This window comes from Oribacterium sp. oral taxon 078 str. F0263 (assembly GCF_000469565.1).
GTDB lineage: Bacteria > Bacillota > Clostridia > Lachnospirales > Lachnospiraceae > Oribacterium.
The window spans coordinates 109,725-130,233 of sequence record NZ_KI273127.1 but is presented as its reverse complement, the minus strand read 5'-3'; the positions used below and the strand labels follow the sequence as shown (position 1 = coordinate 130,233).

The window sequence follows — 20,509 nt, the reverse complement described above, 5'->3', positions numbered from 1 at the left end:
GCGGAGGTCGTCGGTTCGATTCCGATCCGGGTCGTGCAGGAGATGCCAGTTTGCTTATTTTCTTGCAAATCCTTCTTTTGTAAAACAGGCCGGAGGGCGGATTCAAAAGAATCTGTCCTCCGGCCTGTTTTGCTGTCTGTCAGCTGCACTCTCCCTTTCTCCGTTTAGGAAGGCTCCGTCTCCCCGAGCTCTGAAAACGCTCAGCGCCTGACATCTGCGAAGACATCTGTTTGCCAAGTCGGGTCCTCCTCTTCTCTATTCTGAAAGCGTTCAGCACCTGCGATCTGCGAAGGCTTCCATTTGCCGTCTTAACTCCGGGCCCTCCTCTCCTTTGCTCTGAAAGCGCTCAGCGTCCGTCATCTGTGAAGACTTCTGTTTGGCATCTGCCGGGCCGGGCCTTCTTCCCTTTTGCATTGAAAGCACTCAGCGCCTGCCGAATCTGAATCCGAGAGAAGCCCTGCGGCTCCTGCTGCCGGAAAAATGCGGCCCTGGCCCAGGGCAGGAATTGCAGAGTTCTCAACAGGGCGGGCCGCAGATGCCTGAATTCATCCCAGTCGATTCGATCGAAGAATCGGCGGCAGGCCAGGATGCCGAACAGAGAAAAAGCCTGGCTTCGTCTTTAATCTTATGCAGGTGTTGGCAAACACTTTGAAAAAATAAAGCTTTTAATTTAGATTTACTGTGTGAAATGTAGAAATTGTACTTGCAAAAGACCGATCTCACTGCTATTATTGAGACATCGCCGATGATTTCGGCTTGGAAACAGGGGTTGAAAGTATATTTTTGGAGGGAAGGTACTATGAAAAAAAGATCACTGTCCATCGCCCTGGCTGCTCTTATGGCGGCTTCCGCATTGGCTGCCTGCGGCTCTTCTCAGAGCGATTCCGCGGGAAGCAGCGCGGCGAAGACGGATGAGTCCGCAGGCGAGAGCAAGGCGGACGGCAAGGAGAGCAAGGCGGACGGCAAGGAGAGCAAGGCCGATGGAAAGGGAGGCAAGGAGCTTCGCCTTGTAAACGGAAAGATCGAGGTTGACGCCGCGCTGAAGGAGCTCGCCGCAAAGTACGAGGAGGAGACCGGAGTAAAGGTCAATATCGAGTCCATGGGAGGCGGCATCGATATTCAGGGAACCCTGAAGGGCTATTATCAGGCCGGAAACATGCCGGACATCTTCGTGAACGGTGCTGACGCGGACTTTGAAAATTGGTGCGGACAGGATCTTTTGGAGGATCTGAGCGATCAGCCCTGGGTCTCCGATACGGACGCCGCCTATAAGTATAAGGACGGGAAGATCTACGGCTTCCCCTACACGGTGGAGGCGATCGGCCTTGCCTATAATGCGGACATCCTGGAGAAGGCCGGCATCGATCCGAAGAGCATCACCGGGCCGGAGTCTATGAAGAAGGCCTTCGAGACTCTGGACTCGAAGAAGTCGGAGCTCGGCTTGGATGCCGTCATCGGCTACTGCGCGGAGGCGACGAATCTCTACTGGTCCACGGGAAATCATCTCTTCGGCGTCTATGAGGATGAGGGACTGAAGAGAGACGACTCGAAGTACTTTGATCTCCTGAAGGACGGCGGAAAGCTCGACAGCGATCGCTTCGAGAAATATGCGGAGATGGTGGGACTTTTCAATAAGTATTCCGATCCGAATCTCCTGGTTTCCGGGACCTATGATCAGCAGATTCTGAACTTCTCCTCCGGAAAGTACGCGTTCGTGACGCAGGGCTCCTGGATCGGGGCGACGATGACGACGGACGATAAGGACGCCTATGAGAAGGCCGGGAAGTTCAAGGTGGGAATGATCCCCTATGCCTTTGAGGAAGGGCAGGATACCATCCTCACGAATTCTCCCTCCTGGTGGTCCGTATTCAAGAATGACAATGCCGAGGAGGCGAAGAAGTTCTTAAACTGGGTCGCAGGGGAGAAGGGACAGGACATCCTCGTGAATAAGGCCGGCTTCATCAGCCCGTTCAAGTCCTGCAGCTTCGTCGCGGAGGATCCGTTTGCCCAGACCATCGTGGAGTACCAGAAGGCGGAGAAGACCTCCGGCTGGCACTGGCTCGGAAATAAGGACGGCATTGCGCTGAATGCGCTCGGCGTAGTCTATCAGGACTATGCGCAGGGGAATATCAAGGATGCCAAGGCCTTTACCGATACCATGTCGCAGGTCTGTGCGCAGTATTACGCTTCCTGAGGAGCAGAAAGCTGTGGAGGAGGGGCGGCTTCTGCCGCTCCTCCCTTCCTCTGTCCGCTCCTTTTTCTCACTTTTCCGTAAGGGGGTTATGTATGAAATCAGCAAGATCCGGAGTGCCTTCGGGAGTTCTGATCCTTTTCGGAATCCTCCTTTTTGCGGCTTCGCTGGTCATGGACTTCATGGGAAGCGCTTTTCGCGGGAGAGGAGCCATGCTGACGGCGGGGATTCTCATCTCCCTCCTCGGGCTTTATTCCTTTCCCAGCCAGAGGCATCACCGGAGGATCGTCTATTTTATCTTTCTCTTTCCGCTTCTTTTTACCTTCTTTGTGACGGTGATCATCCCTCTGATCCTTGGGATCGGCTATTCCTTTACGGACTGGACCGGGATCGGATTTAAGAAGTTCGTGGGATTTTCGAACTACCAGAACATGTTCCGGGATCCGGCCTTCCTCTGGTCGGTTATGATCACCTTCCTCTTTGTGCTTCTGAATGTGATTTTGGTCAATCTGATCGGCTTTCTGCTCGCCCTTCTTTGCTCTCAGAAGCTGAGGGGCATCGGCTTCTTCCGGGCCGCGTACTTTCTTCCGAACCTGATCGGCGGCATCGTGCTTGGCTATATCTGGCAGTTTGTCTTCAACAATGTCTTCATCAAATTCACCGGCGGCGTCTCTCTCCTCGCGAAGACAAACGGGGCCATGGCGGCGATCATCGTGGCCTATCTTTGGCAGAGCGCGGGCTATATCATGCTGATCTATGTGACCGGGCTCACGCAGATTCCGGGAGATGTCCTGGAGGCCGCGCAGATCGACGGCGCGAACGCGGTGGAGACGCTTTTCAAGGTGAAGCTTCCGATGATCGCGTCTACGATCACGATCTGTACCTTCCTCACGCTGACCGCGGCCTTCAAGCAGTTTGATGTGAACATGGCTTTGACGAACGGCGCGGGGTCGGTCCCGAATTTTATGGGGGCCTATCTCTCAAACGGCACGCAGATGCTCGCTTTAAATATCTATAATACCGCGATCGCGAAGAACAGCTATGCGGTGGCGCAGGCGAAGGCAGTGCTTTTCTTCCTCATCCTGGCGGTGATTTCTCTGATTCAGGTGAGGATCTCCAACAGCAGGGAGGTGGAAATGTGATGAAGACGACAAGACGCTCCAAGAGGGCCATACTTTTTGTGATCGGCGTTCTCATCGCGCTCTATGTGCTCTCTCCTTTTTACCTTGTGCTGGTGAACTCCTTCAAGAAGCAGACGGATATCGTGCAGGACCCGGTGGGGATGCACGGCGCATCCTTTTCCCAGCTCACGGAGAATCTGAATGCTGTCATCAACAACTCGAACTTCCGCTTCTGGTATGCCTTTGGCACCTCGGCGGTGATAACCGTCGCCTCCCTCGTGCTTTTGATCCTCTTTGGGAGTATGGCGGCCTGGGTCATCAGCAGGAATCATAAGAGGGGCTGGGCGATCGCGATCTATATGATCTTTATCGCATCCATGATCATTCCCTTCCAGGTCGTCATGCTTCCCCTGATCGCGACCTTCCGGGATGTCGGAAAATTCGTGGGGATCAATATGCTCCAGTCCGTGCCAGGCTTGATCTTCGCCTACTGCGGCTTCGGAGGAGCCATGACGGTCTTCATCCTGACGGGTTTTATCAAAGGGGTTCCCTATGAGCTCGAGGAGGCGGCCGCGATCGACGGCTGCTCCCCGGAGGGGACCTTCTTCCGGATCATTTTTCCGCTCCTTCGGCCGGTTATTACGACACTGACCATCTTAAACGGGATGTGGCTCTGGAATGATTACCTTCTGCCCTCCCTGATGCTCGGGCAGAACGGAAAGGTGAAGACGCTTCCCGTGGCGGTGCAGGCCTTTGTGGGCTCCTATGTGAGGCAGTGGAATCTGATTCTCGGTGCGGCGCTTCTCGCGATGCTCCCCATGATTATCGTCTTTTTGATCGGTCAGAAGCAGATCATGAGCGGCATGGTAGAGGGCGCGGTCAAGGGCTGATACCGGCAGTGCTTTGAAACTTCGCAGTGCTCTGCCGGCGCGAAGATCGGCTGCTGCCCCGGAGCCTTGCAGTGCCAATAAAGATCCGTCTTACGCGCTGCTTCGCTTCTTCGAAGTCCGGGACTTGAAACCGGCTGTAGCCGTGAGGCAGCAGCCGGCTTCTCTCAGGATGCGGAAAGAGCTCACGGCACTGTCCCCTCGAAATACAGCAATTGAAACACGCTCTCTGCCCCGCCGCGATATAATACAGCGTAAAAAAGGAGATTTTGGAGGAAGAGCTTGCACAGTATCAAGGATATCGCGAAATTGGCGAAGGTAAGCCCGTCCACCGTCGCCAATGTGATTCACGGGAGACGGGATCGGGTCTCCGGAGAGACCTTTGAAAAGGTGCGGCGGATCCTGGAGGAGCAGCGCTATGTCTCCAATATGGGGGCGAGGCTCATGGCCAGCCGGGGCTCCTGCCTGATCGCACTGGTCCTCGCCTACCAGAACGAGAGGCGGACCAGCATCGTCCAGGATCCCTTCGTCTCCTCGGTCATCGCGGCCGTGGAGACCGAGGTGCAGAGGAAGGGATATTTCCTGATGCTCTACAGCAATCCCGATATGGAGGAGTGCCGGAAGATGGCGCTGGCCTGGAATGTGGAGGGCGTCATCGTCCTGGGCTGCAAGAGGCAGGGCTATTATACGCTGAGAGAGCAGCTGGATGTCCCCATCGTGACGATCGATACCTGCTTTCAGGAGGAGGATCGGGACTTCGTCAATGTGGGGCTCTGTGACTACGAGGGGGGGAAGGAGATGACCTCCTACCTTCTCCAGAGGGGGCATCGAAGGATCGGTTTTCTCTCCCGGGAGGAGGGGAGGGATCATTTCGATCCGCAGTTTATCGACAGCGCGCGCTATCTCGGCTACCTGGCCGCCTATGAGGAATGGGGGCAGAGGCCGGAGGAGTGCTGGGCCCTCGATCTGAGCCGGAATCCCAAAAGGAGGAGGGAGCAGTTCATGAAGCTGCAGCAGAAAAATTTCTTTGGCTGCACCGCGCTCTTTCTGACCTCGGATCTCCTCGCGCTGGAGTTTCTGGGCTTCTGCCGGGACAGGGGGATTTCCGTGCCCGATGAGCTCTCCATTGCGGGCTTTGACGGGATTCGCGAGGGAGAGCGTTATCGACCGGCGCTGACCACGGTCTGTCAGGACATGAGAGAGAAGGGGACGAGGGCGGTGAGGGAGCTCCTTCGGCTCCTCCGAAGAGAAAAGGAGAGGGAGCTTCCGAGGAGGGATATCCGCCTTCCGGTATGCATCATGGAACGAGAGACCGTGGAGGACTGCGGGGGGAATCCGTATTTCGGTGAAGAACCGGGCCCTTCAAAGAAGTCGGCCTTTGCATAAGTGCTGTGATATAGGCGTGTAAAAATATAGCTGGGAGAAGAGAATGAAGAAAACGTGGTGGAAGGAAAGTGTGGTCTATCAGATCTATCCCCGGAGCTTCTGCGACAGCGACGGGGACGGGATCGGGGATCTCAACGGGATTCGCTCAAAGCTGGATTATCTGAAAAAGCTCGGAATCGATGTGATCTGGCTTTCTCCGATCTATCAGTCTCCGAACGATGACAATGGCTATGATATCTCGGATTACGAGAAGATCATGAAGGAATTCGGCACGATGGAGGACTTTGAAGCCCTCCTCTCCGAGGCCCACGAGAAGGGGATTAAGATCGTGATGGACCTCGTCGTAAATCATACCTCGGATGAGCACCGCTGGTTTATCGAGAGTCGGAGGGACAGGGAGAACGAAAAGAGCGACTTCTATCTCTGGAGGGATCCGGTATCGGGACACGAGCCGAACAACTGGGGCTCCTGCTTCTCCGGCTCCGCCTGGCAGTATGACGAGGGAAGGGGACAGTATTATCTGCACCTTTTCTCGAAAAAGCAGCCCGATCTCAACTGGGAGAATCCGAAGGTCCGGGACGAGATCTTTTCGATGATGGAGCGCTGGTGCGAAAAGGGAATCGACGGCTTCCGGATGGATGTCATCTCTCTGATCTCAAAGCCGGAGGGCCTTCCGGACGCCCCGGTCAGAGGCGGCCTATACGGAGATCCGGGAATCTGCGCAAACGGGCCCCATGTCCACGAGTACCTTAAGGAGATGAACCGGAGAGTCCTGTCCCGCCATGAGCTCATGACGGTTGGAGAGACAGCCGGAGTCACCTTGGAGGAGGCAAAGAAATACGCGAACAGCGACGGCTCCGAGCTAAACATGGTCTTTCAGTTTGAGCATGTGAGCCTGGATGGAAACAGAGACTACGGCTTTAAGTGGAGCACGGAGAAGATGCCCCTCCTCCACTTAAAGAAGAATCTTGCGAAGTGGCAGCTCGGCCTGGACGGCGTGGCCTGGAACAGCCTCTTCCTCTGTAATCACGATCAGCCGCGCATCGTCTCCCGGCTCGGAAATGACAGCGCGGAATACCGCGAGAGATCGGCAAAGTGCATCGCGACCGTCCTTCATATGATGCAGGGCACGCCCTATATCTATCAGGGGGAGGAGCTTGCCATGAGCAACTACCCCTTTAAAAGTCCGGAGGAGTTTAAGGATCTGGAATCCGTCAACGCCTATTCGGAGCTCACGGAGAAGCTTAAGCTGGAGGGCTCGAAGCTCCTTCCCATGATCGCCGCAAAGAGCCGGGATAATGCGAGGACGCCGATGCAGTGGAGCGCGGAGGAAAATGCGGGCTTTACGAGCGGAAAGCCCTGGATCCCCGTCAATCCGAATTACCGGGAGATCAACGCGGAGGAGGAGCTCAGCCGCCCGGACTCTGTCTTTTATTACTATCAGAAGCTGATCTCACTTCGCCACAGTTCAGAGCTCATCGTCTACGGGCATTTTGAGCTTTTGCTCCCGGAGGATCCGGAGCTCTTTGTCTATCGGAGGTATCTTCCGGATCGGGAGCTTCTGGTAGCCGCGAATTTTTCGGAGAGGGAGAGGGAGTATCTTCCGGAGGAGAGGTTTCTCGCGGGAGAGCTCCTCATCCACAATATGGAGGGGAGATCGCCGCAAGGCGGCCGCCTTGCGCCCTATGAGGCCTATGTGCTGGAGAATAGAAGCGGCGTCTGTCATGATGCTTAGAAGGGAATTATGATAATGAAAAAAGAATGGTGGCAGCAGAAGGTCGCCTATCAGATCTATCCGAAGAGCTTTCTCGATACCAAGGGAAATGGGATCGGGGATCTCCGGGGAATTATAGAGAAGCTCGACTATCTCAGAGAGCTCGGCATCGGGATCGTCTGGATCTCCCCCTGCTATCTCTCGCCTCTTGCGGATCAGGGCTATGATATCGCGGATTACTACAGGATCGATCCCCGCTTTGGAAGCAATGAGGATATGGATGAGCTGATCCGGGAAGCGAAGAAGCGGGATATCGCGATCGTGCTGGACCTTGTGGTGAATCATTGCTCCGACGAGCACAGCTGGTTTCAGAAGGCCATCGCGGATCCGGACGGCCCCTACGCGGATTACTTTTTCTTCGAGGAGGGGGTAGACGGGCATGAGCCGAACAACTGGCGCTCCTACTTCGGCGGCTCCGCCTGGGAGAAGATCCCCGGGAGCAACCGCTATTATCTCCATCTCTTTCACAAAAAGCAGCCGGATTTAAACTGGGAGAATCCGAAGCTTCGGGAAGAGATCTACCGTATGATCAACTGGTGGCTGGACAAGGGGATCGCGGGCTTTCGCATCGACGCCATCTTAAATATCAAAAAGGTCTTCCCGCTCCGCGGACACGATTTCCCGCCGGACCGGGAGGACGGCATGGCCTCCTGCACGAATATGATCTATGCGGCGAAGGGAATCGGGGACTTTCTCCGGGAGATGCGGGACCGCACGTTCCGCCCGCACGGGGCCTTTACCGTGGGGGAGGTCTTCAATGAGACGGAGGAGCAGATTCCGGAGTTCATCGGCCCGGACGGCTATTTCTCCTCCATGTTCGACTTCCGCTCCAACATCTTCGGAAGGTCCGGGAAGGGCTGGTATGACTGCAGACAGATCACGCCGGACGATTACCGGGACGCCTGCTTTGAGACGCAGAGACTGGTAGGGGATATCGGCTTCATCTCTACGATCATAGAAAATCACGATGAGCCGAGGGGAGTGAGCCGCTATATCCCCCCGGAGGAGCTCAGCAGGCGGAGCAAGAAGTTCCTCGGGACGATGCAGCTCATGCTCCGGGGGCTTCCCTTCCTCTACCAGGGGCAGGAGATCGGAATGGAGAATATAAAGCTCCATTCCATCGAGGAGGTCGACGATATTTCTACGCTCGACGAGTATCAGATTTCGCTTCAGGCCGGGCTCTCCGAGGAGGAGGCGCTTCGCTCGGTGAACCGCTTTTCCCGGGACAATGCGAGGACGCCGATGCAGTGGAGCGACAAGGAGAATGCGGGCTTTACAAAGGGGAAGCCCTGGCTCTCTCCGAATCCGAACTATAGGGAGATCAATGTCGAGGCGGAGGAGAGGGACCCGGACTCCGTGCTCCGCTACTACAGGAAGCTCATCGCGCTTCGGAGCGATCCGGAATATAAAGACAGCATCGTCTACGGGGACTTTGAGCCGTTCATGCAGGAGGAGAGCCGCCTCATGGCCTTTTACCGAAGAGGGGAGAAGAACTGCCTTCTGGTGCTCGGGAATTTCCGAAAAGAGGAGAGGGAGATCGAGCTCCCTGTGGATGTCAAGGCCGTGCTTTTGTCCAATGTGGATCAGAGCGAGATCCGGGGCCGGAGGATCAGACTGGAGGGCTATCAGGCACTGATCCTCGCGGTCTCCGAGCCCGGAAAAACTGGGCTTTCCTGATCCAGGGCCGTACTTTTTATGAGCCTTGGGCCGTCGGAGGAATCCGGAGCCATGGTAAGAGAGAAGGGCGACAGGACGAGCCGCTTTTTAAAGAGAGCGAAACACTAAGAGCGCATAAAAGCATGTAAAAAGCATGTAATAAGAGAGCGTGATGATTCGAGAGGACACAGAATCATCACGCTTTCAACATTTTTCTGCCACATTTTCCTGCTATCCTTTTCCTCGTCAGGATAAGAAGATAAGAGCTTTCCGGGGAGGGAATACCGGAACCGGGAGCCGATATAGAGGAGGTAAAGCATGGAAGATATGGAAGAGAGAGAAGAAAGAAGAGAGGATAAAAGAGAGCCGGTAAGAGAAGGCAGAAGAAGAAAAGGGCAGGTAGCGGGGCTTCTCGCCAGTGCGCTGGTCTTCGGAACGGTGGCGGGAGGCGCGATGGTCGGGGTAAACGTTCTCGCGGGCCGGGGCATTTCCAGAGAGACGGCCGCAGAGAGCTCCGCGTCCCAGGCAGACACTCTTTTGAAGGGAGCGGAGAAGGGCAGCTCCATTCCCTTGAATAAAAGCGAGAAGACGGAGAGCGGGGAGAGTGCGGAGTCGGTCTCGTCCATCGTAAAATCCGCGATGCCCTCCGTCGTATCCATCACCAATATGATGCAGTATAAGCAAAATGGCTATTCGATCTTCGGCGGAGGAGAGCAGAGCGGGGAGACCGCGGCGAGCGGATCGGGCGTCATCATCGGAAAGAACGATACGGAGCTTCTCGTCGTGACGAATCACCATGTGGTGGAGAATTCCAGCTCCCTGAGCGTCCAGTTCGTCGATGGAAAAAGCGCGGACGCGGAGATCAAGGGGGAGGACAGCAGCGCGGATCTGGCCGTCATCGCTATAAAGCTCTCCGATCTCTCCAAGGAGACCCTGGAAAAGATCAAGGTCGCGGAGTTCGGGGATTCCGACAGTCTTCAGGTCGGCGATCAGGTCGTCGCGATCGGAAATGCGCTCGGCTACGGGCAGTCCGTGACGACCGGGATCGTATCCGCGAAGGATCGGGAGATCGAGACGGAGAACGGCACCGAGAGCGGGCTCATCCAGACCGATGCCGCGATCAATCCGGGAAATTCCGGCGGTGCCCTTCTGAATATGAGCGGCCAGGTCATCGGCATCAATGTGGCGAAGTACTCCGATACAAAGGTCGAGGGAATGGGATATTCCATCCCGAGTAAGAAGGCGGAGAACATCGTAAATGAGCTCTCCACGAAGACCACAAGATCAAAGGTCTCCCAGGAGGACAGAGGCTATCTCGGGATCCAGGCAAAGACGGTGGACAGTCAGACGGCAAATGCCTACGGCATGCCGGAGGGGATCTACGTCTATAAGATCACGGAGGAGTCAAAGGCCGCGGATGCGGGGCTTCAGGAAAAGGATATCATCACAAGCTTCGACGGGCAGAGCGTCGAAAGCCTCGATGATCTCAGCTCCCTCCTCGCCCGCTATAAGGCGGGGGAGAGCGTAAAGCTCACCGTCCAGAGGCTCTCCGGGAACGGGAAGTACGAGGAGAAGGAGCTCACGATCACACTGAGTGCCGCTCCGAAGTCGGAGAAACAGAAGAGCTCCGCGCGGCAGAAGGAGGAGCAGCAGGGACAGAGCTCCCAGGGAGACAGCGAGGATGAGATCCTCCAGGAGTTTAGGAAATACTTCGAAAGAGGCTGAGAAGTAATGTCGGATTCCTTCCGCTCCGGCGGTCCTGAGTTCTCCAGCTGTCCTTCGCTAAAGCGGGGCGGCAGAAGAGAAAGATAACAGAAGAAGGGACAGATAAGAGCAGGGCAGCGAACAGCATGCCTCATGAGAAGACGCGAACTCAGCCGGAGAGAGAAGAAGACCGGATGGAAAAGGCCGGGAAAAAGGACCGCCGCAAAAAAGCGGCGGTCCTTTATAGATAGAACAGACGAGAATCAATTTTCGGTAAAGGCCTTCATGAGCTCCTCTGTCCGGTTTTCATTGGCAGAGCTCGCTGTGATGGTCACGGCATAGTTCCCCTGCTTTAGGATAAACTGCTTTTCATAGAGCGTAAGCCCGTCCTTTCCGAGTACGGCATCAATGCAGCTCATGCTCTTTCCGGCGAAGCTTCCCTCTCCCTTTTTGACGGAGACATCGGTAAAGCCCTGCTGCTCAAAGAGCTTTTGCTCCACGACGATGGAGGCGTCGATCGCGGCCTCGGCATTCCCCGCGACACCAAAGGCGATGCCCGCGTTCTGTATGGTTATATTGATGGAATCCGAGAGCTCCGCGTTTGCCGCGTAGAGCTCAACGAAGACAGAGCCGTTTTCCAGGGACTTTGAGAGAGTCTCGTCGTCGACCGTATCGCTGATCGCCCCGTTCATCTGCTGCAGCTGCTCCTCTGTCGCAAAGGACCAGCCGTCCGGGAGCGTGTAGCGTATGCCGAGATTTTCGTTGACATAGCTCTTTCCGTCCAGCTTTCCGCGGATCTTTTCATTCTTTCCGCTGTCCTTCGAATCCCCCTTCTCATCCTTGGAAGAAGAGGACTCTTTCTTCTCGTCCCCGGAGCTCTCCTTTTTGTCTTTGTCCTTTCCGCTTGCTTCCTTACTCTCTGCCTCCGTTGTCTGCTTTTCGCTCTTGCTTTCCGCAGCCTTCGTCCCGCCGCAGGCGGAGAGAAGCAAAGCTGCGCTGAGTGAAAGAATCAAAAGTTTTCCTTTTTTCATAAATCCTCCCATTTTGACATTTTCCGCTTTTCCCTATAAGATTAGCGTGTCATGAAAAAAGCTGTGACAAAAACCATGATATCCCGGAAGCCGCTGTGGAATCAAGGAAAGAAAAAATTAAGATTTACGATACGAGTCCCCGCCTGGCGGCGGAAGCTCATAAAAAAGGAGGCAGGATGAAATTTTCAGAGATCCCTTACGAGAGGATTGATTTTCAGAAGCTGAAGCAGGATTTTTACTCCCTGATGGAGCGGATAGAGAGAGCGGTCTCCGGGGAGGAGCAGTTCGAGATCCACAGGGAGTACTACAGGCTCAGCAACCATGTACTCACGGAGATGAATCTTGCGATGATCCGAAACGACATCGATATGACGGATGAGTATTATTCGGAGGAGCAGAAGCATTACGACCGGAATATGCCGATTTTTCAGAATCTCGTCGTGGAATATCAGAAAAAGCTCTATTTCTCGCGCTTTCGCCCCTACCTGGAGGAAAGGATCGGGAGAGTGGCCTTTAAAAACATTTCCCTCGCGATGGAGGCGATGGATGAGAAGCTGATTCCGCTCATGCAGGAGGAGAACGCGCTCTCTACAGCATACAATAAGCTGCTTGCCACCGCGAAGATCGACTGGGAGGGGGAGAAGCTGAATCTTTCTCTCATGCAGCCCTATCTCACGAGCCCGGACCGCTCTGTCCGGGAGAGAGCCTGGAAGAAATATACGGCCTTTTTCTCGGAGCACAGGGAAGAGCTGGATGATTTCTATGAAAAATTGGTTCGAAACCGGACGAAGCAGGGGCGGATGATGGGGCATGAGAATTTCCTTCCGCTCGGCTATGCCAGGATGAACCGAAACTGCTACGGTCCCTCCGAGATCCGTTCCTTCCGAAAGCAGGTCGAGCAGGAGATCGTGCCCCTCGCGGAGCTTCTGCACGAAAGGCGGCGGGAGAGGCTCGGGCTTTCGAGGCTAAGCTATATCGATGAGGGGGTCTATTTTCCGAATGGAAATCCCAGACCGGTCGGGACAGCGGAGGAGATCCTTGCCGCGGGGAAGAGGATGTACGATGAGCTCTCGCCGGAGACCGCGCGTTTTATGAATACCATGTGTGAGATGGAGCTTTTCGATGTCCTCGGGCGGAAGAATAAGAGGACCGGCGGCTATATGACGATGCTTGCGGATTACCGCGTCCCCTTTATCTTTGCGAATTTCAATGGAAGCTCCGGGGATGCGGATGTGATCACGCATGAGTGCGGGCACGCCTTCCAGGGCTATCTCACGGCGGATCTTCCGATCCGGGAGCACAATGACCTCACGATGGAGACCGCGGAGACGCATTCGATGTCCATGGAGTTCTTCACGGAGCCCTGGATGCCGCTTCTCTTTGGAGAGAGGGCGGGGGATTATCTTCGGATGCATCTTGAGGAGACTCTCAGCTTTCTTCCCTACGGAGTGATGGTGGACGAGTTCCAGAATATCGTCTACGAGGACCCGGGACTTTCTCCGAAGGAAAGAAGGAGAGTTTGGAGGGATCTGGAGAGGCGCTATAAGCCGCACCTTGACTACAGCGGGAATCCCTACTATGAGGAAGGGGGCTTTTGGCAAAAGCAGCATCATATCTATGATAGCCCCTTCTACTATATTGACTACTGCATCGCGGGGACGGACGCGCTTCAGTACAAAAACTGGATGGACAGGGACTGGAAGTCCGCCTGGGAGAGCTATCTGAAGCTCTGCAGGGCCGGGGCCTCCGACTTTTTCGATGTCCTGATCCGGGATGCCGGACTCAGAAATCCCTTTGAGGAGGGCTGCCTTAGGGATATCGCAAAGGGGATCAGAGAGAGAGAAGCTCTCTGATATTTTCCCCGAGCACCCGCTCTGCGATCCACTTTTCGGGACTTGCGAATTCGATCCCCTGCCGGCAGAGAAGGGGCTCTCCGTAGGGGGCATCGGAGCTGAAGAGGCAGCGCTCCGGAAGCTCGGAGAGAAGCATTTTCAGAACGAGAGAGGAGAAGGATGCCGAGGTATCGATATAGGCTTTCTTTGCACTTTTTGCATACTCCAGGAGCATCTGCCAGTTCCAGCCTCCGCTGTGACCGAAAATGAGGGGGACGGACGGGTATTTTCGATGGAGCTCTATCAGGATTTTAAGGCCGGAGGATGTGACAGGATGGAAGCAGTGCACCCAGACCGGAAGCTCCGGGAGGTCCTGCAGAGCCTGGAATACGGTCTCGAGCTGCCGGATCTGCTCCTCTGAGCCCGGCGTGTACTCGCCGATCCCCCGTAAGCCGTTTCCGAGGATCTCCTCCTCGATCCAGCTTCCGGTCTCTGTGAGCCCGAGTCCGAGCGGGACCCCTCCGAAGCCGGTGAAATGCTCGGGGAAGGCGCGGATGGAGCGGAGGAGCTCCTGATTTCCTCTGTGGATTCTCTCGGAATTGCTCTTTTCCGTGCTTTCTCCGGAGAGAATTCGAAAGAGCTTTGCCATCTCCTCCTTCCATTCTCCATAGTTTTTTGCCTTCTCGGGATGAGGAGTGGTGTAGAAGAGAACGGCCTTGTCCACGGACGCCCTCTTCAGCTTTTCAAGCTGTGACTCTGCCGGCAGAATGACATGCTCGTGACTGTCGATAATCATGCTTTTCTCCTTTCAGAACTTAGCCGGGAAAAGGAAACAGAGAGAAGGTAGCATCCTTTTTTGGGGGAAACAAGTACGCACTTTTTGGTTAGCAGCTGTCAAAAGCCGGTCCCGGGCAGAGCGTTCCGACAGCTGTTCTTGAGGAAGGGAAAAGAAATGGCAGTGTCGCTCTCTGTAGAGGACTCCTGTCCGATGGAACTCGGTCTCAGGGTTTTATCCGGAAGGTGGAGACTTCGAATCGCGTGGCAGCTTTGGAGAAGCGGTCCGCTCCGTTTTAACGAGATGCAAAGAAGAGTCGGAGAGATCAGTGCGAGGACACTCAGCAGGGAGCTTCAGGACCTGGAGAGCCTCGGAATCATCCGAAGAAACGTCTGGCCCGGAAAGCCTCCCGCGGTGGAATACTTCCTGACGGATCAGGGGAGGGGGATCTCCGCCGTTTTTTCCGCGCTCTGCGATTTCGGAAAGAGCCTTCAGAGCGCAGCAGGGAAAAAGGCTTCCCCGGAAGGCCCGGGGGAGGGAGTCATTGGAGCGCATAACGATTTCAATGCAGTCAGAGAGGAGACTTCCCCGCAATCCCCCGGGGAGGAGAGATGTTGAGAAAGGGCGAATTACAGAGAGAGATCGAGGCGTATCTTTCGAAGGGGCGCTATCCCTTCCACATGCCGGGGCATAAGAGGACGGCGCTCTTCGATAACGGCCTTCCCTATGCTGTGGATCTGACGGAGCTTCCGGAGACGGATGATCTGCATGACGCCTCGGGGATGCTTCTCAGGGCGATGCGCCGGAGCGCAGAGCTCTACGGAGCGGGGCGGACCTGGTATCTTGTAAATGGGAGCAGCTGCGGAAATCTCGCGGGGATCTTCGCGATGACAAGGCCGGGGGATGAGGTGATCGCGGCGAGAAACTGCCACCGCTCCGTCTATCACGCCGCGCAGCTTCGGAACCTGAAGGTGCATTGGCTCCTTCCGGACTGGGAGGAGGAGTTCGGGATTTTCGGGAGCGTCCGGGCGGAGGAGGCGGAGCGTCTCCTCCGCCGCTATCCGAAAAGCAGGGCTCTCATCCTGACAAGTCCAAGCTATGAGGGCATCGTCTCGGATATCGAGTCGATCGCCGCGCTCTGCCACGAGAGGGGAGTTCCTCTTTATGTGGATGAAGCGCACGGGGCGCACTTTGGCCTGGAGAGGGAAGGAAAGAGCTTTTTTCCGCGCTCCGCGATCCAGCTCGGCGCGGATCTTTGCGTGCAAAGCGTCCATAAGACGCTCCCAAGCCTCACACAGACCGCCTGGCTGCACTGGAAGAGCGAGCTGATCTCGGAAAGGGAGGTCGAAAGGCGCCTTGCGGTCTTCGAGAGCTCCTCTCCCTCCTATCCTCTCCTCCTCTCTCTGGACAGCTGCACGGAGCTTCTTCTCTCCCGGGGAGAGGAGCTTTTTTCCCACTGGGGAAGCTGTCTCGCCGCCTTCGAGAGGGAGCTCGCCGGGCTTCAAAATTTTTCTATTTTGAAGGGAAGGGGAGGGGAGCGCTTTTTTGACCGGGATCCGGGAAAGCTTTTACTGCACTGCAAGGAGCGGGGGATGAGCGGGGCGGCGCTTTCAGAAGCGCTCCGGGAGCGCTTTTCGATCGAGACGGAGATGAGCCTTGGGAGAAACTGCCTTGCGATGACGAGTCCGCTCGATCCGGAGGAGGCCTATCGGCGTCTTTCCGATGCGATGAAGACGCTGGATCGGGAGCTCTCTCTCCGCGAGAAGAATACAGCTCCTCCTTTTTTGACAGTAAAACGAATTTCTTCTGATGGGAAGGGAGAGGAGGGAGTCTTTTATGGGAGCGCCTTGCCCCTCCCGGAGTCTGCGCTTTCTCTCGGGGAAGCTGCAGAGAGAGCGCACAGACTCATTCCGATCGGGAGCTCCCTGGGAGAGATCTCCGGGGAATATCTCTATGCATACCCGCCGGGGATCCCCGTCCTCGCCCCGGGGGAGCGAATCACGGAGGAGCTTCTCCGGTGGATCCTTCGGGAGACGGAGACAGGGGATAGGCTCCGCTTTTCGGAATCCGGGGAGGAGAGCGGAGAGATCTTTGTCTGTCAATAAAAGCCATTGACAGCATTTTTTTTCCATGCTATCATATCCAAGTTCGCAGAAGTGGCGGAATGGCAGACGCGCACGGTTCAGGTCCGTGTGAGCTAACACTCGTGTGGGTTCAACTCCCATCTTCTGCATTTTGAGTTTTTGGAAACTCAGAAGCGCTGATGTAGCACAGTCGGTAGTGCGTCGCATTGGTAGTGCGGAGGTCACGGGTCCGATTCCCGTCATCAGCTTTGCCTGGCAGCTCCCTGGTTTTAGGACCTCGGAGCTGTCTTCTGTTTTCATGATTTATATTTATTATAAGAAGCTTATGAGGAATTAAGAAAAAAATAAGGGACAAAAACTGGCTTGATTCGAGTATGATAGATTAAGATAGGAAAATATTTTCTGAGAGGAGGGAAACGAAGATGGAATATCCACGGATTGATGTGAAAGCGACCGGACGGAACATTGCGAAGCTTCGAAGGGAGAGGGGAATCCGGGTGCGCGATATCGCCGATTTCATGGGATTCCTGGAGCCTCAGGCGGTCTACCGCTGGCAGCAGGGGAGGACGCTTCCGAGCCTTGAGAATCTCTATGCCCTGAGTCTCCTTCTTTCGGTTCCCATGGAGGAAATTCTCGTCCGAAGCAGCGGCAGGGCGAAGGGATTGGAGGGCGGGGGAATGGCTGCCTAAACAAATGCATATATTGACAGAACTATGTATAATAGCGGATAATATTCAAAGTCGGCGGGAGAAATCAGAATAAAGCGCCAAAAGCCCGAGGCAGCGCGGTGGATTCTCTCAATCGCGGTTCCGAAGCAGAGGACTGTCAGGGATCGCTGAAAGCCGCGGGCCTTCCCCGCTTAGATCGGGGATTAAAAGGAAGGAATCAGGAGTTAAGTAGATGGAAAATTACAGGAAACCGGAGTTGGAGGTCATTGAGCTTTCTGAAGACAAAAGATTTGGAAGATTTTCGTGTGCGCCCCTGGTAAAGGGTGAGGCGACCGTGCTTGGCAACTCTCTTCGGAGAATCCTGCTCTCCTCCATGCCCGGCGCGGCAATCAGTGAGGTGAAGGTAGAGAGTGTCTATCACGAGTTTTCTTCTATCGCGGGAGTGAAGGAGGATGTCTCGGAGATCATCATGAACCTGAAGAAGCTGGCCGTGCGGAATACCTCGTCCAGTGATGAGGCGGTGATGGCCTATATCGACTACGCCGGAGAGGGTGTCATCCGGGCAGCGGATATCCGGGTGAGCTCGGAGATTGAGATCGTCAATCCGGAGCAGGTCATCGCGACGCTCTCCGGGAAGGATGCGAAGCTCTACATGGAGATGAAGATCACAAAGGGGAGAGGCTATGACGGCGCGAATACGCGGGACCACAGCGAGCTTCCGATCGGAGTCATCGCAGTGGATGCGGTCTATACGCCGGTCACAAAGGTCAATGTCTCCGTAAAGGATCTTGGCCGAAGCGAAAGGCTGGTCCTCGATGTCATGACGAACGGGACGCTGGCGCCGGACGATGCGGTCTCTCTCGCGGCGAAAATCATGCAGACGCATCTGCAGCTTTTCATCGACATGGACAATACGGTGAAGGAGCCGTTTCTGCCGGGGAATACAGCGGTCGAGGATGTCCAGGACGAGATGAACAAGAGCATCGATGAGCTCGAGCTCAGTGTGCGCTCCTATAACTGCTTAAAGCGGGCCGGCATCAACACGGTAGAGGATCTCTGTGAGAAGACGATGGACGACCTTATGAAGGTGCGGAATATGGGCAGGAAATCACTGGATGAGATTCTGAACAAGCTGGAGAGCATGGGACTCAGCCTTGCGTCCAAGGTGGAGTAAAAGCGGCGGGGGGAATCCTGGATTCCTCCCGCTTTCTTATTCGGGAGGAGGGGATGGAGAGACCGAAGGAGAGCTGGAGCGAGCAGCAGAAGAGGGATTACATCCAAAATGCGGAGGACAACCTTCTCATCATCGCGGGGCCGGGCATCGGGAAGACGACGCTTCTTTCCCGGAGGATTCTTTCGCAGATCAAGGCGGGAGAGAAGCTCTCCTCCTTTCTTCTCCTCGCCTTTACGAGAGAGGCCGTCCGGGAGTTTCGAAGGAAGATCCGAAAGCATCTCTACCGGGAGCTGAACGGAGAATCCAGGGGCAATGCCCTCCTGCAAAAAAGCAGGCAGAAGCTCTCCGAGATCAGGATTCAGACGATCTACTCGTTCTGCCGCTGGGTGCTGGAGACCTATACCGAGGAGGCTGTTCCGGCCCGCCGTGAGCTTCCCGGCCGGGTCCTGGAGCTTCTCCGCGAAAGACCGGAGCTTATGGAAAAGCTTCGGAGACGGTTTCGGAAGATCTATGCGGATGAGCTGCAGGATCTGGACCGCGTGCAGCAGAGACTTCTCCTTACGCTGGCCTCTGACCGGAGAGGAAGACTTCGGAAAAATTCGCTTTTTATGGTCGGGGACCCGAGACAGATGATCTTTCAGTCGGGTGAGGGAGGACTCAGCGCCTTTTGGGAGATGAGGAAGCGGATGGAGAGGCAGAGGAATGCCAGCGTGATCGTGCTCCTGGACAACTATCGGGCAAACGGAGAGATCGTCTCCTGGGTCAATGAGAATTTCCGGGAGAAAATGAAGGATCACCTGGAGATGCACTCCCGCCAGATCTCGGGAGGAAGGAGCTTTTCTCTGACCGGGATCTACCGCTATCCGGGCTCTCCGCCCTCTGAGAAGGAGGGAGGGCAGCGGGAAGAGGAGCTCTCCGAAGCCGCTCTCTTAAAGGAGCTCATGGAATACCTCGACCAAAAGTACCCGGCCCTCCGGGAGAAGGATTATCTCGTGCTCTGTCCGGACCGGAGCCGGACTCAGCTTTTCCGGAGAGCTCTTTCGTCCTGTGAGAGGACGGGTGTCCCCGTACTGGAGGCCCGCTGCTCAAAGGGCTTAAATGCCAATGTCGTGATCGTGACCGGCGAAGGAAAAATCCGCGGGGAGAGGGAACGGGCCCTCCCGGGAGGAGGAAAAGAGAAGAAAAGAGCAGAGGGAGAGGCCGATGAGAAAGGGAGCAGAGAGGATAAACTCACGAGGCTGGAATATGTCGCGGCTACGCGGGCGAAGCACGCGCTCATCTTTTTGCTCGGACCCGGGAAGCGGGTCTGGTTTCCCTGCTCTTCCTACAGGATCGAAGAGCTCGAAAGCCCCTAGGCAGGGGAAGCTTCTCACATCCTTTCCAGCTCCAGAAACTTGAAAACATGGTAAGCCATGCTGATCGGCATCGGGAGAAGGAGATCGATGAAGGCCTCTGTGATAATCTCCGAGCGGAGCCGCTTTTTAAGACTGGGGGACAGAGCCGCCTCTTTCCTTTTGGGAGCATTCTTCTCTAAAAGATTCGTGAGGAAATCCAGACAGCGCGCGGAGCGGCGCAGCTCTTCCTCCTCCCCGCGGAGAAGGAGAGAGAGAATCTCTTCCCTCCCGCCGGAAAAGGAGATCAGGATGCCTCCGGTCTGCCGAAAGAAGGAGACAGAGCGCACAGAGGGCAGCTTTTGAAGCCGGAAGCGAAGCAGTGCTTCCTCGGACTCTCCGAGGGGAGCATAACGGAGACGAAGGCGGAGAGAGCGCTCCGTCTCATGCATGATGCGGTAATTCATCGGGAACTCCTTTTCACTATGGTTCTCTATTGCAGTTTTCTACTACAGTTCACTGCTATGGACGTTGACTGAGAAATCGATTATACTGCATAAGTCTCCGTCAAGCAGACAAATGCGAGGCAAGCTCGCTTGCAGGAGCATTTGGCTATTTGACGGGACAACAGGTATGAGCATGCAGCGCTGCTGTTTTTTGCAGCGTGGAATGCGAATACCTGTCAGCGGTATAGGAGCTGCGGCAGCAGCGAATACCGCGTGAGACTTATGCTCACTGTTCCGCCGTGTAATGGCATTTGACAATCTGGCGGGACGGCATCGGCATAGAACTATCAAGCTGCCGCCCTTTCTGCCGTTTGTCCGCCCGACACAGGACGTTCTCACTCCGACTGCCGCAGCCAGAGCGCAGAAGTCTGCCATCAGGCAGACTCGGA

General features: G+C 55.5%; 16 protein-coding genes and 2 tRNA genes. 15 read left to right on the top strand and 3 right to left on the bottom strand.

Annotated features, from left to right (window positions below; translation table 11 throughout):
• Nucleotides 1–799 precede the first annotated feature (799 nt).
• From HMPREF1986_RS09790 to HMPREF1986_RS09760, 7 genes are all read left to right on the top strand, one after another.
• Nucleotides 800–2,194, top strand: coding sequence for an ABC transporter substrate-binding protein (locus HMPREF1986_RS09790; RefSeq protein ID WP_036600164.1), 1,395 nt, complete (start codon nucleotides 800–802; stop codon nucleotides 2,192–2,194).
• A gap of 92 nt (nucleotides 2,195–2,286) precedes the next feature.
• Nucleotides 2,287–3,333 carry a carbohydrate ABC transporter permease gene (locus HMPREF1986_RS09785; protein WP_021774677.1) on the top strand — a complete coding sequence of 349 codons (1,047 nt, stop codon included), beginning with the start codon at nucleotides 2,287–2,289 and terminating at the stop codon, nucleotides 3,331–3,333.
• Nucleotides 3,333–4,202: a carbohydrate ABC transporter permease gene (locus HMPREF1986_RS09780; protein WP_009215974.1), complete on the top strand. Its 870-nt coding sequence runs from the start codon at nucleotides 3,333–3,335 to the stop codon at nucleotides 4,200–4,202. Before HMPREF1986_RS09785 ends, HMPREF1986_RS09780 begins: the two co-directional genes overlap by 1 nt.
• Before the next feature lie 279 nt (nucleotides 4,203–4,481).
• The gene (locus HMPREF1986_RS09775) at nucleotides 4,482–5,585 is read left to right on the top strand and encodes a LacI family DNA-binding transcriptional regulator (RefSeq protein WP_021774675.1); all 1,104 of its coding nucleotides are present in this window, start codon (nucleotides 4,482–4,484) and stop codon (nucleotides 5,583–5,585) included.
• 43 nt (nucleotides 5,586–5,628) lie between these two features.
• Entirely contained in the window at nucleotides 5,629–7,320 is a 1,692-nt protein-coding gene (locus tag HMPREF1986_RS09770) for an alpha-glucosidase (RefSeq protein WP_021774674.1), read from the top strand.
• Nucleotides 7,321–7,335: 15 nt separating this feature from the next.
• Entirely contained in the window at nucleotides 7,336–9,036 is a 1,701-nt protein-coding gene (locus HMPREF1986_RS09765; protein WP_036600206.1) for a glycoside hydrolase family 13 protein, read from the top strand.
• 297 nt (nucleotides 9,037–9,333) lie between these two features.
• On the top strand, nucleotides 9,334–10,740 hold the full coding sequence (locus tag HMPREF1986_RS09760; RefSeq protein ID WP_021774671.1) for a S1C family serine protease: 1,407 nt from the start codon (nucleotides 9,334–9,336) through the stop codon (nucleotides 10,738–10,740).
• Between the two features lie 242 nt (nucleotides 10,741–10,982).
• Here HMPREF1986_RS09760 and HMPREF1986_RS09755 read toward each other — a convergent pair whose 3' ends face one another.
• On the bottom strand, nucleotides 10,983–11,750 hold the full coding sequence (locus HMPREF1986_RS09755) for a hypothetical protein (RefSeq protein WP_036600162.1): 768 nt from the start codon (nucleotides 11,748–11,750) through the stop codon (nucleotides 10,983–10,985).
• A 176-nt stretch (nucleotides 11,751–11,926) separates the two neighbouring features.
• On the opposite strand from HMPREF1986_RS09755, the gene HMPREF1986_RS09750 reads away from it, so the two are divergent.
• Nucleotides 11,927–13,603 (top strand): M3 family oligoendopeptidase, encoded by a 1,677-nt coding sequence (locus HMPREF1986_RS09750; RefSeq protein WP_036600161.1) that lies wholly within the window; start codon nucleotides 11,927–11,929, stop codon nucleotides 13,601–13,603.
• Here HMPREF1986_RS09750 and HMPREF1986_RS09745 read toward each other — a convergent pair.
• A complete protein-coding gene (locus HMPREF1986_RS09745) occupies nucleotides 13,581–14,378 on the bottom strand; it encodes an amidohydrolase family protein (RefSeq protein ID WP_021774667.1) in 798 nt (265 codons plus the stop codon). The genes HMPREF1986_RS09750 and HMPREF1986_RS09745 overlap by 23 nt on opposite strands.
• Nucleotides 14,379–14,534: 156 nt before the next feature.
• Here HMPREF1986_RS09745 and HMPREF1986_RS09740 point away from each other — a divergent pair, with 156 nt between their 5' ends.
• From HMPREF1986_RS09740 to HMPREF1986_RS09710, 7 genes are all read left to right on the top strand, one after another.
• Complete coding sequence (locus tag HMPREF1986_RS09740) at nucleotides 14,535–14,975, top strand: winged helix-turn-helix transcriptional regulator (RefSeq protein ID WP_081688477.1); 441 nt, start codon at nucleotides 14,535–14,537, stop codon at nucleotides 14,973–14,975.
• Nucleotides 14,969–16,462, top strand: a complete 1,494-nt coding sequence (locus tag HMPREF1986_RS09735; RefSeq protein ID WP_021774665.1) for an aminotransferase class I/II-fold pyridoxal phosphate-dependent enzyme — start codon at nucleotides 14,969–14,971, stop codon at nucleotides 16,460–16,462. Before HMPREF1986_RS09740 ends, HMPREF1986_RS09735 begins: the two co-directional genes overlap by 7 nt.
• Nucleotides 16,463–16,507: 45 nt before the next feature.
• A tRNA-Leu gene (locus HMPREF1986_RS09730) sits at nucleotides 16,508–16,590 on the top strand.
• 26 nt (nucleotides 16,591–16,616) lie between these two features.
• Nucleotides 16,617–16,689 (top strand) — tRNA-Thr (locus tag HMPREF1986_RS09725).
• A 174-nt stretch (nucleotides 16,690–16,863) separates the two neighbouring features.
• Nucleotides 16,864–17,130, top strand: coding sequence for a helix-turn-helix domain-containing protein (locus HMPREF1986_RS09720; RefSeq protein ID WP_009215963.1), 267 nt, complete (start codon nucleotides 16,864–16,866; stop codon nucleotides 17,128–17,130).
• A 211-nt stretch (nucleotides 17,131–17,341) separates the two neighbouring features.
• Nucleotides 17,342–18,283, top strand: a complete 942-nt coding sequence (locus HMPREF1986_RS09715) for a DNA-directed RNA polymerase subunit alpha (RefSeq protein ID WP_009215962.1) — start codon at nucleotides 17,342–17,344, stop codon at nucleotides 18,281–18,283.
• A gap of 53 nt (nucleotides 18,284–18,336) precedes the next feature.
• On the top strand, nucleotides 18,337–19,638 hold the full coding sequence (locus HMPREF1986_RS09710; protein WP_021774664.1) for a UvrD-helicase domain-containing protein: 1,302 nt from the start codon (nucleotides 18,337–18,339) through the stop codon (nucleotides 19,636–19,638).
• Between the two features lie 14 nt (nucleotides 19,639–19,652).
• Here the strand turns inward: HMPREF1986_RS09710 and HMPREF1986_RS09705 are convergent, their stop codons facing one another.
• Entirely contained in the window at nucleotides 19,653–20,081 is a 429-nt protein-coding gene (locus HMPREF1986_RS09705) for a hypothetical protein (protein WP_021774663.1), read from the bottom strand.
• Nucleotides 20,082–20,509: the final 428 nt, after the last annotated feature.

What these genes read in the sequence shown, in the direction of transcription:
- HMPREF1986_RS09705 (WP_021774663.1), bottom strand. Translation starts at nt 20,081, where the DNA reads ATGAATTACCGCATCATGCATGAGACGGAGCGCTCTCTCCGCCTTCGT.
- HMPREF1986_RS09790 (WP_036600164.1), top strand. Translation starts at nt 800, where the DNA reads ATGAAAAAAAGATCACTGTCCATCGCCCTGGCTGCTCTTATGGCGGCT.
- HMPREF1986_RS09755 (WP_036600162.1), bottom strand. Translation starts at nt 11,750, where the DNA reads ATGAAAAAAGGAAAACTTTTGATTCTTTCACTCAGCGCAGCTTTGCTT.
- HMPREF1986_RS09760 (WP_021774671.1), top strand. Translation starts at nt 9,334, where the DNA reads ATGGAAGATATGGAAGAGAGAGAAGAAAGAAGAGAGGATAAAAGAGAG.
- HMPREF1986_RS09745 (WP_021774667.1), bottom strand. Translation starts at nt 14,378, where the DNA reads ATGATTATCGACAGTCACGAGCATGTCATTCTGCCGGCAGAGTCACAG.
- HMPREF1986_RS09750 (WP_036600161.1), top strand. Translation starts at nt 11,927, where the DNA reads ATGAAATTTTCAGAGATCCCTTACGAGAGGATTGATTTTCAGAAGCTG.
- HMPREF1986_RS09735 (WP_021774665.1), top strand. Translation starts at nt 14,969, where the DNA reads ATGTTGAGAAAGGGCGAATTACAGAGAGAGATCGAGGCGTATCTTTCG.
- HMPREF1986_RS09780 (WP_009215974.1), top strand. Translation starts at nt 3,333, where the DNA reads ATGAAGACGACAAGACGCTCCAAGAGGGCCATACTTTTTGTGATCGGC.
- HMPREF1986_RS09710 (WP_021774664.1), top strand. Translation starts at nt 18,337, where the DNA reads ATGGAGAGACCGAAGGAGAGCTGGAGCGAGCAGCAGAAGAGGGATTAC.
- HMPREF1986_RS09770 (WP_021774674.1), top strand. Translation starts at nt 5,629, where the DNA reads ATGAAGAAAACGTGGTGGAAGGAAAGTGTGGTCTATCAGATCTATCCC.
- HMPREF1986_RS09720 (WP_009215963.1), top strand. Translation starts at nt 16,864, where the DNA reads ATGGAATATCCACGGATTGATGTGAAAGCGACCGGACGGAACATTGCG.
- HMPREF1986_RS09765 (WP_036600206.1), top strand. Translation starts at nt 7,336, where the DNA reads ATGAAAAAAGAATGGTGGCAGCAGAAGGTCGCCTATCAGATCTATCCG.
- HMPREF1986_RS09715 (WP_009215962.1), top strand. Translation starts at nt 17,342, where the DNA reads ATGGAAAATTACAGGAAACCGGAGTTGGAGGTCATTGAGCTTTCTGAA.
- HMPREF1986_RS09785 (WP_021774677.1), top strand. Translation starts at nt 2,287, where the DNA reads ATGAAATCAGCAAGATCCGGAGTGCCTTCGGGAGTTCTGATCCTTTTC.
- HMPREF1986_RS09740 (WP_081688477.1), top strand. Translation starts at nt 14,535, where the DNA reads ATGGCAGTGTCGCTCTCTGTAGAGGACTCCTGTCCGATGGAACTCGGT.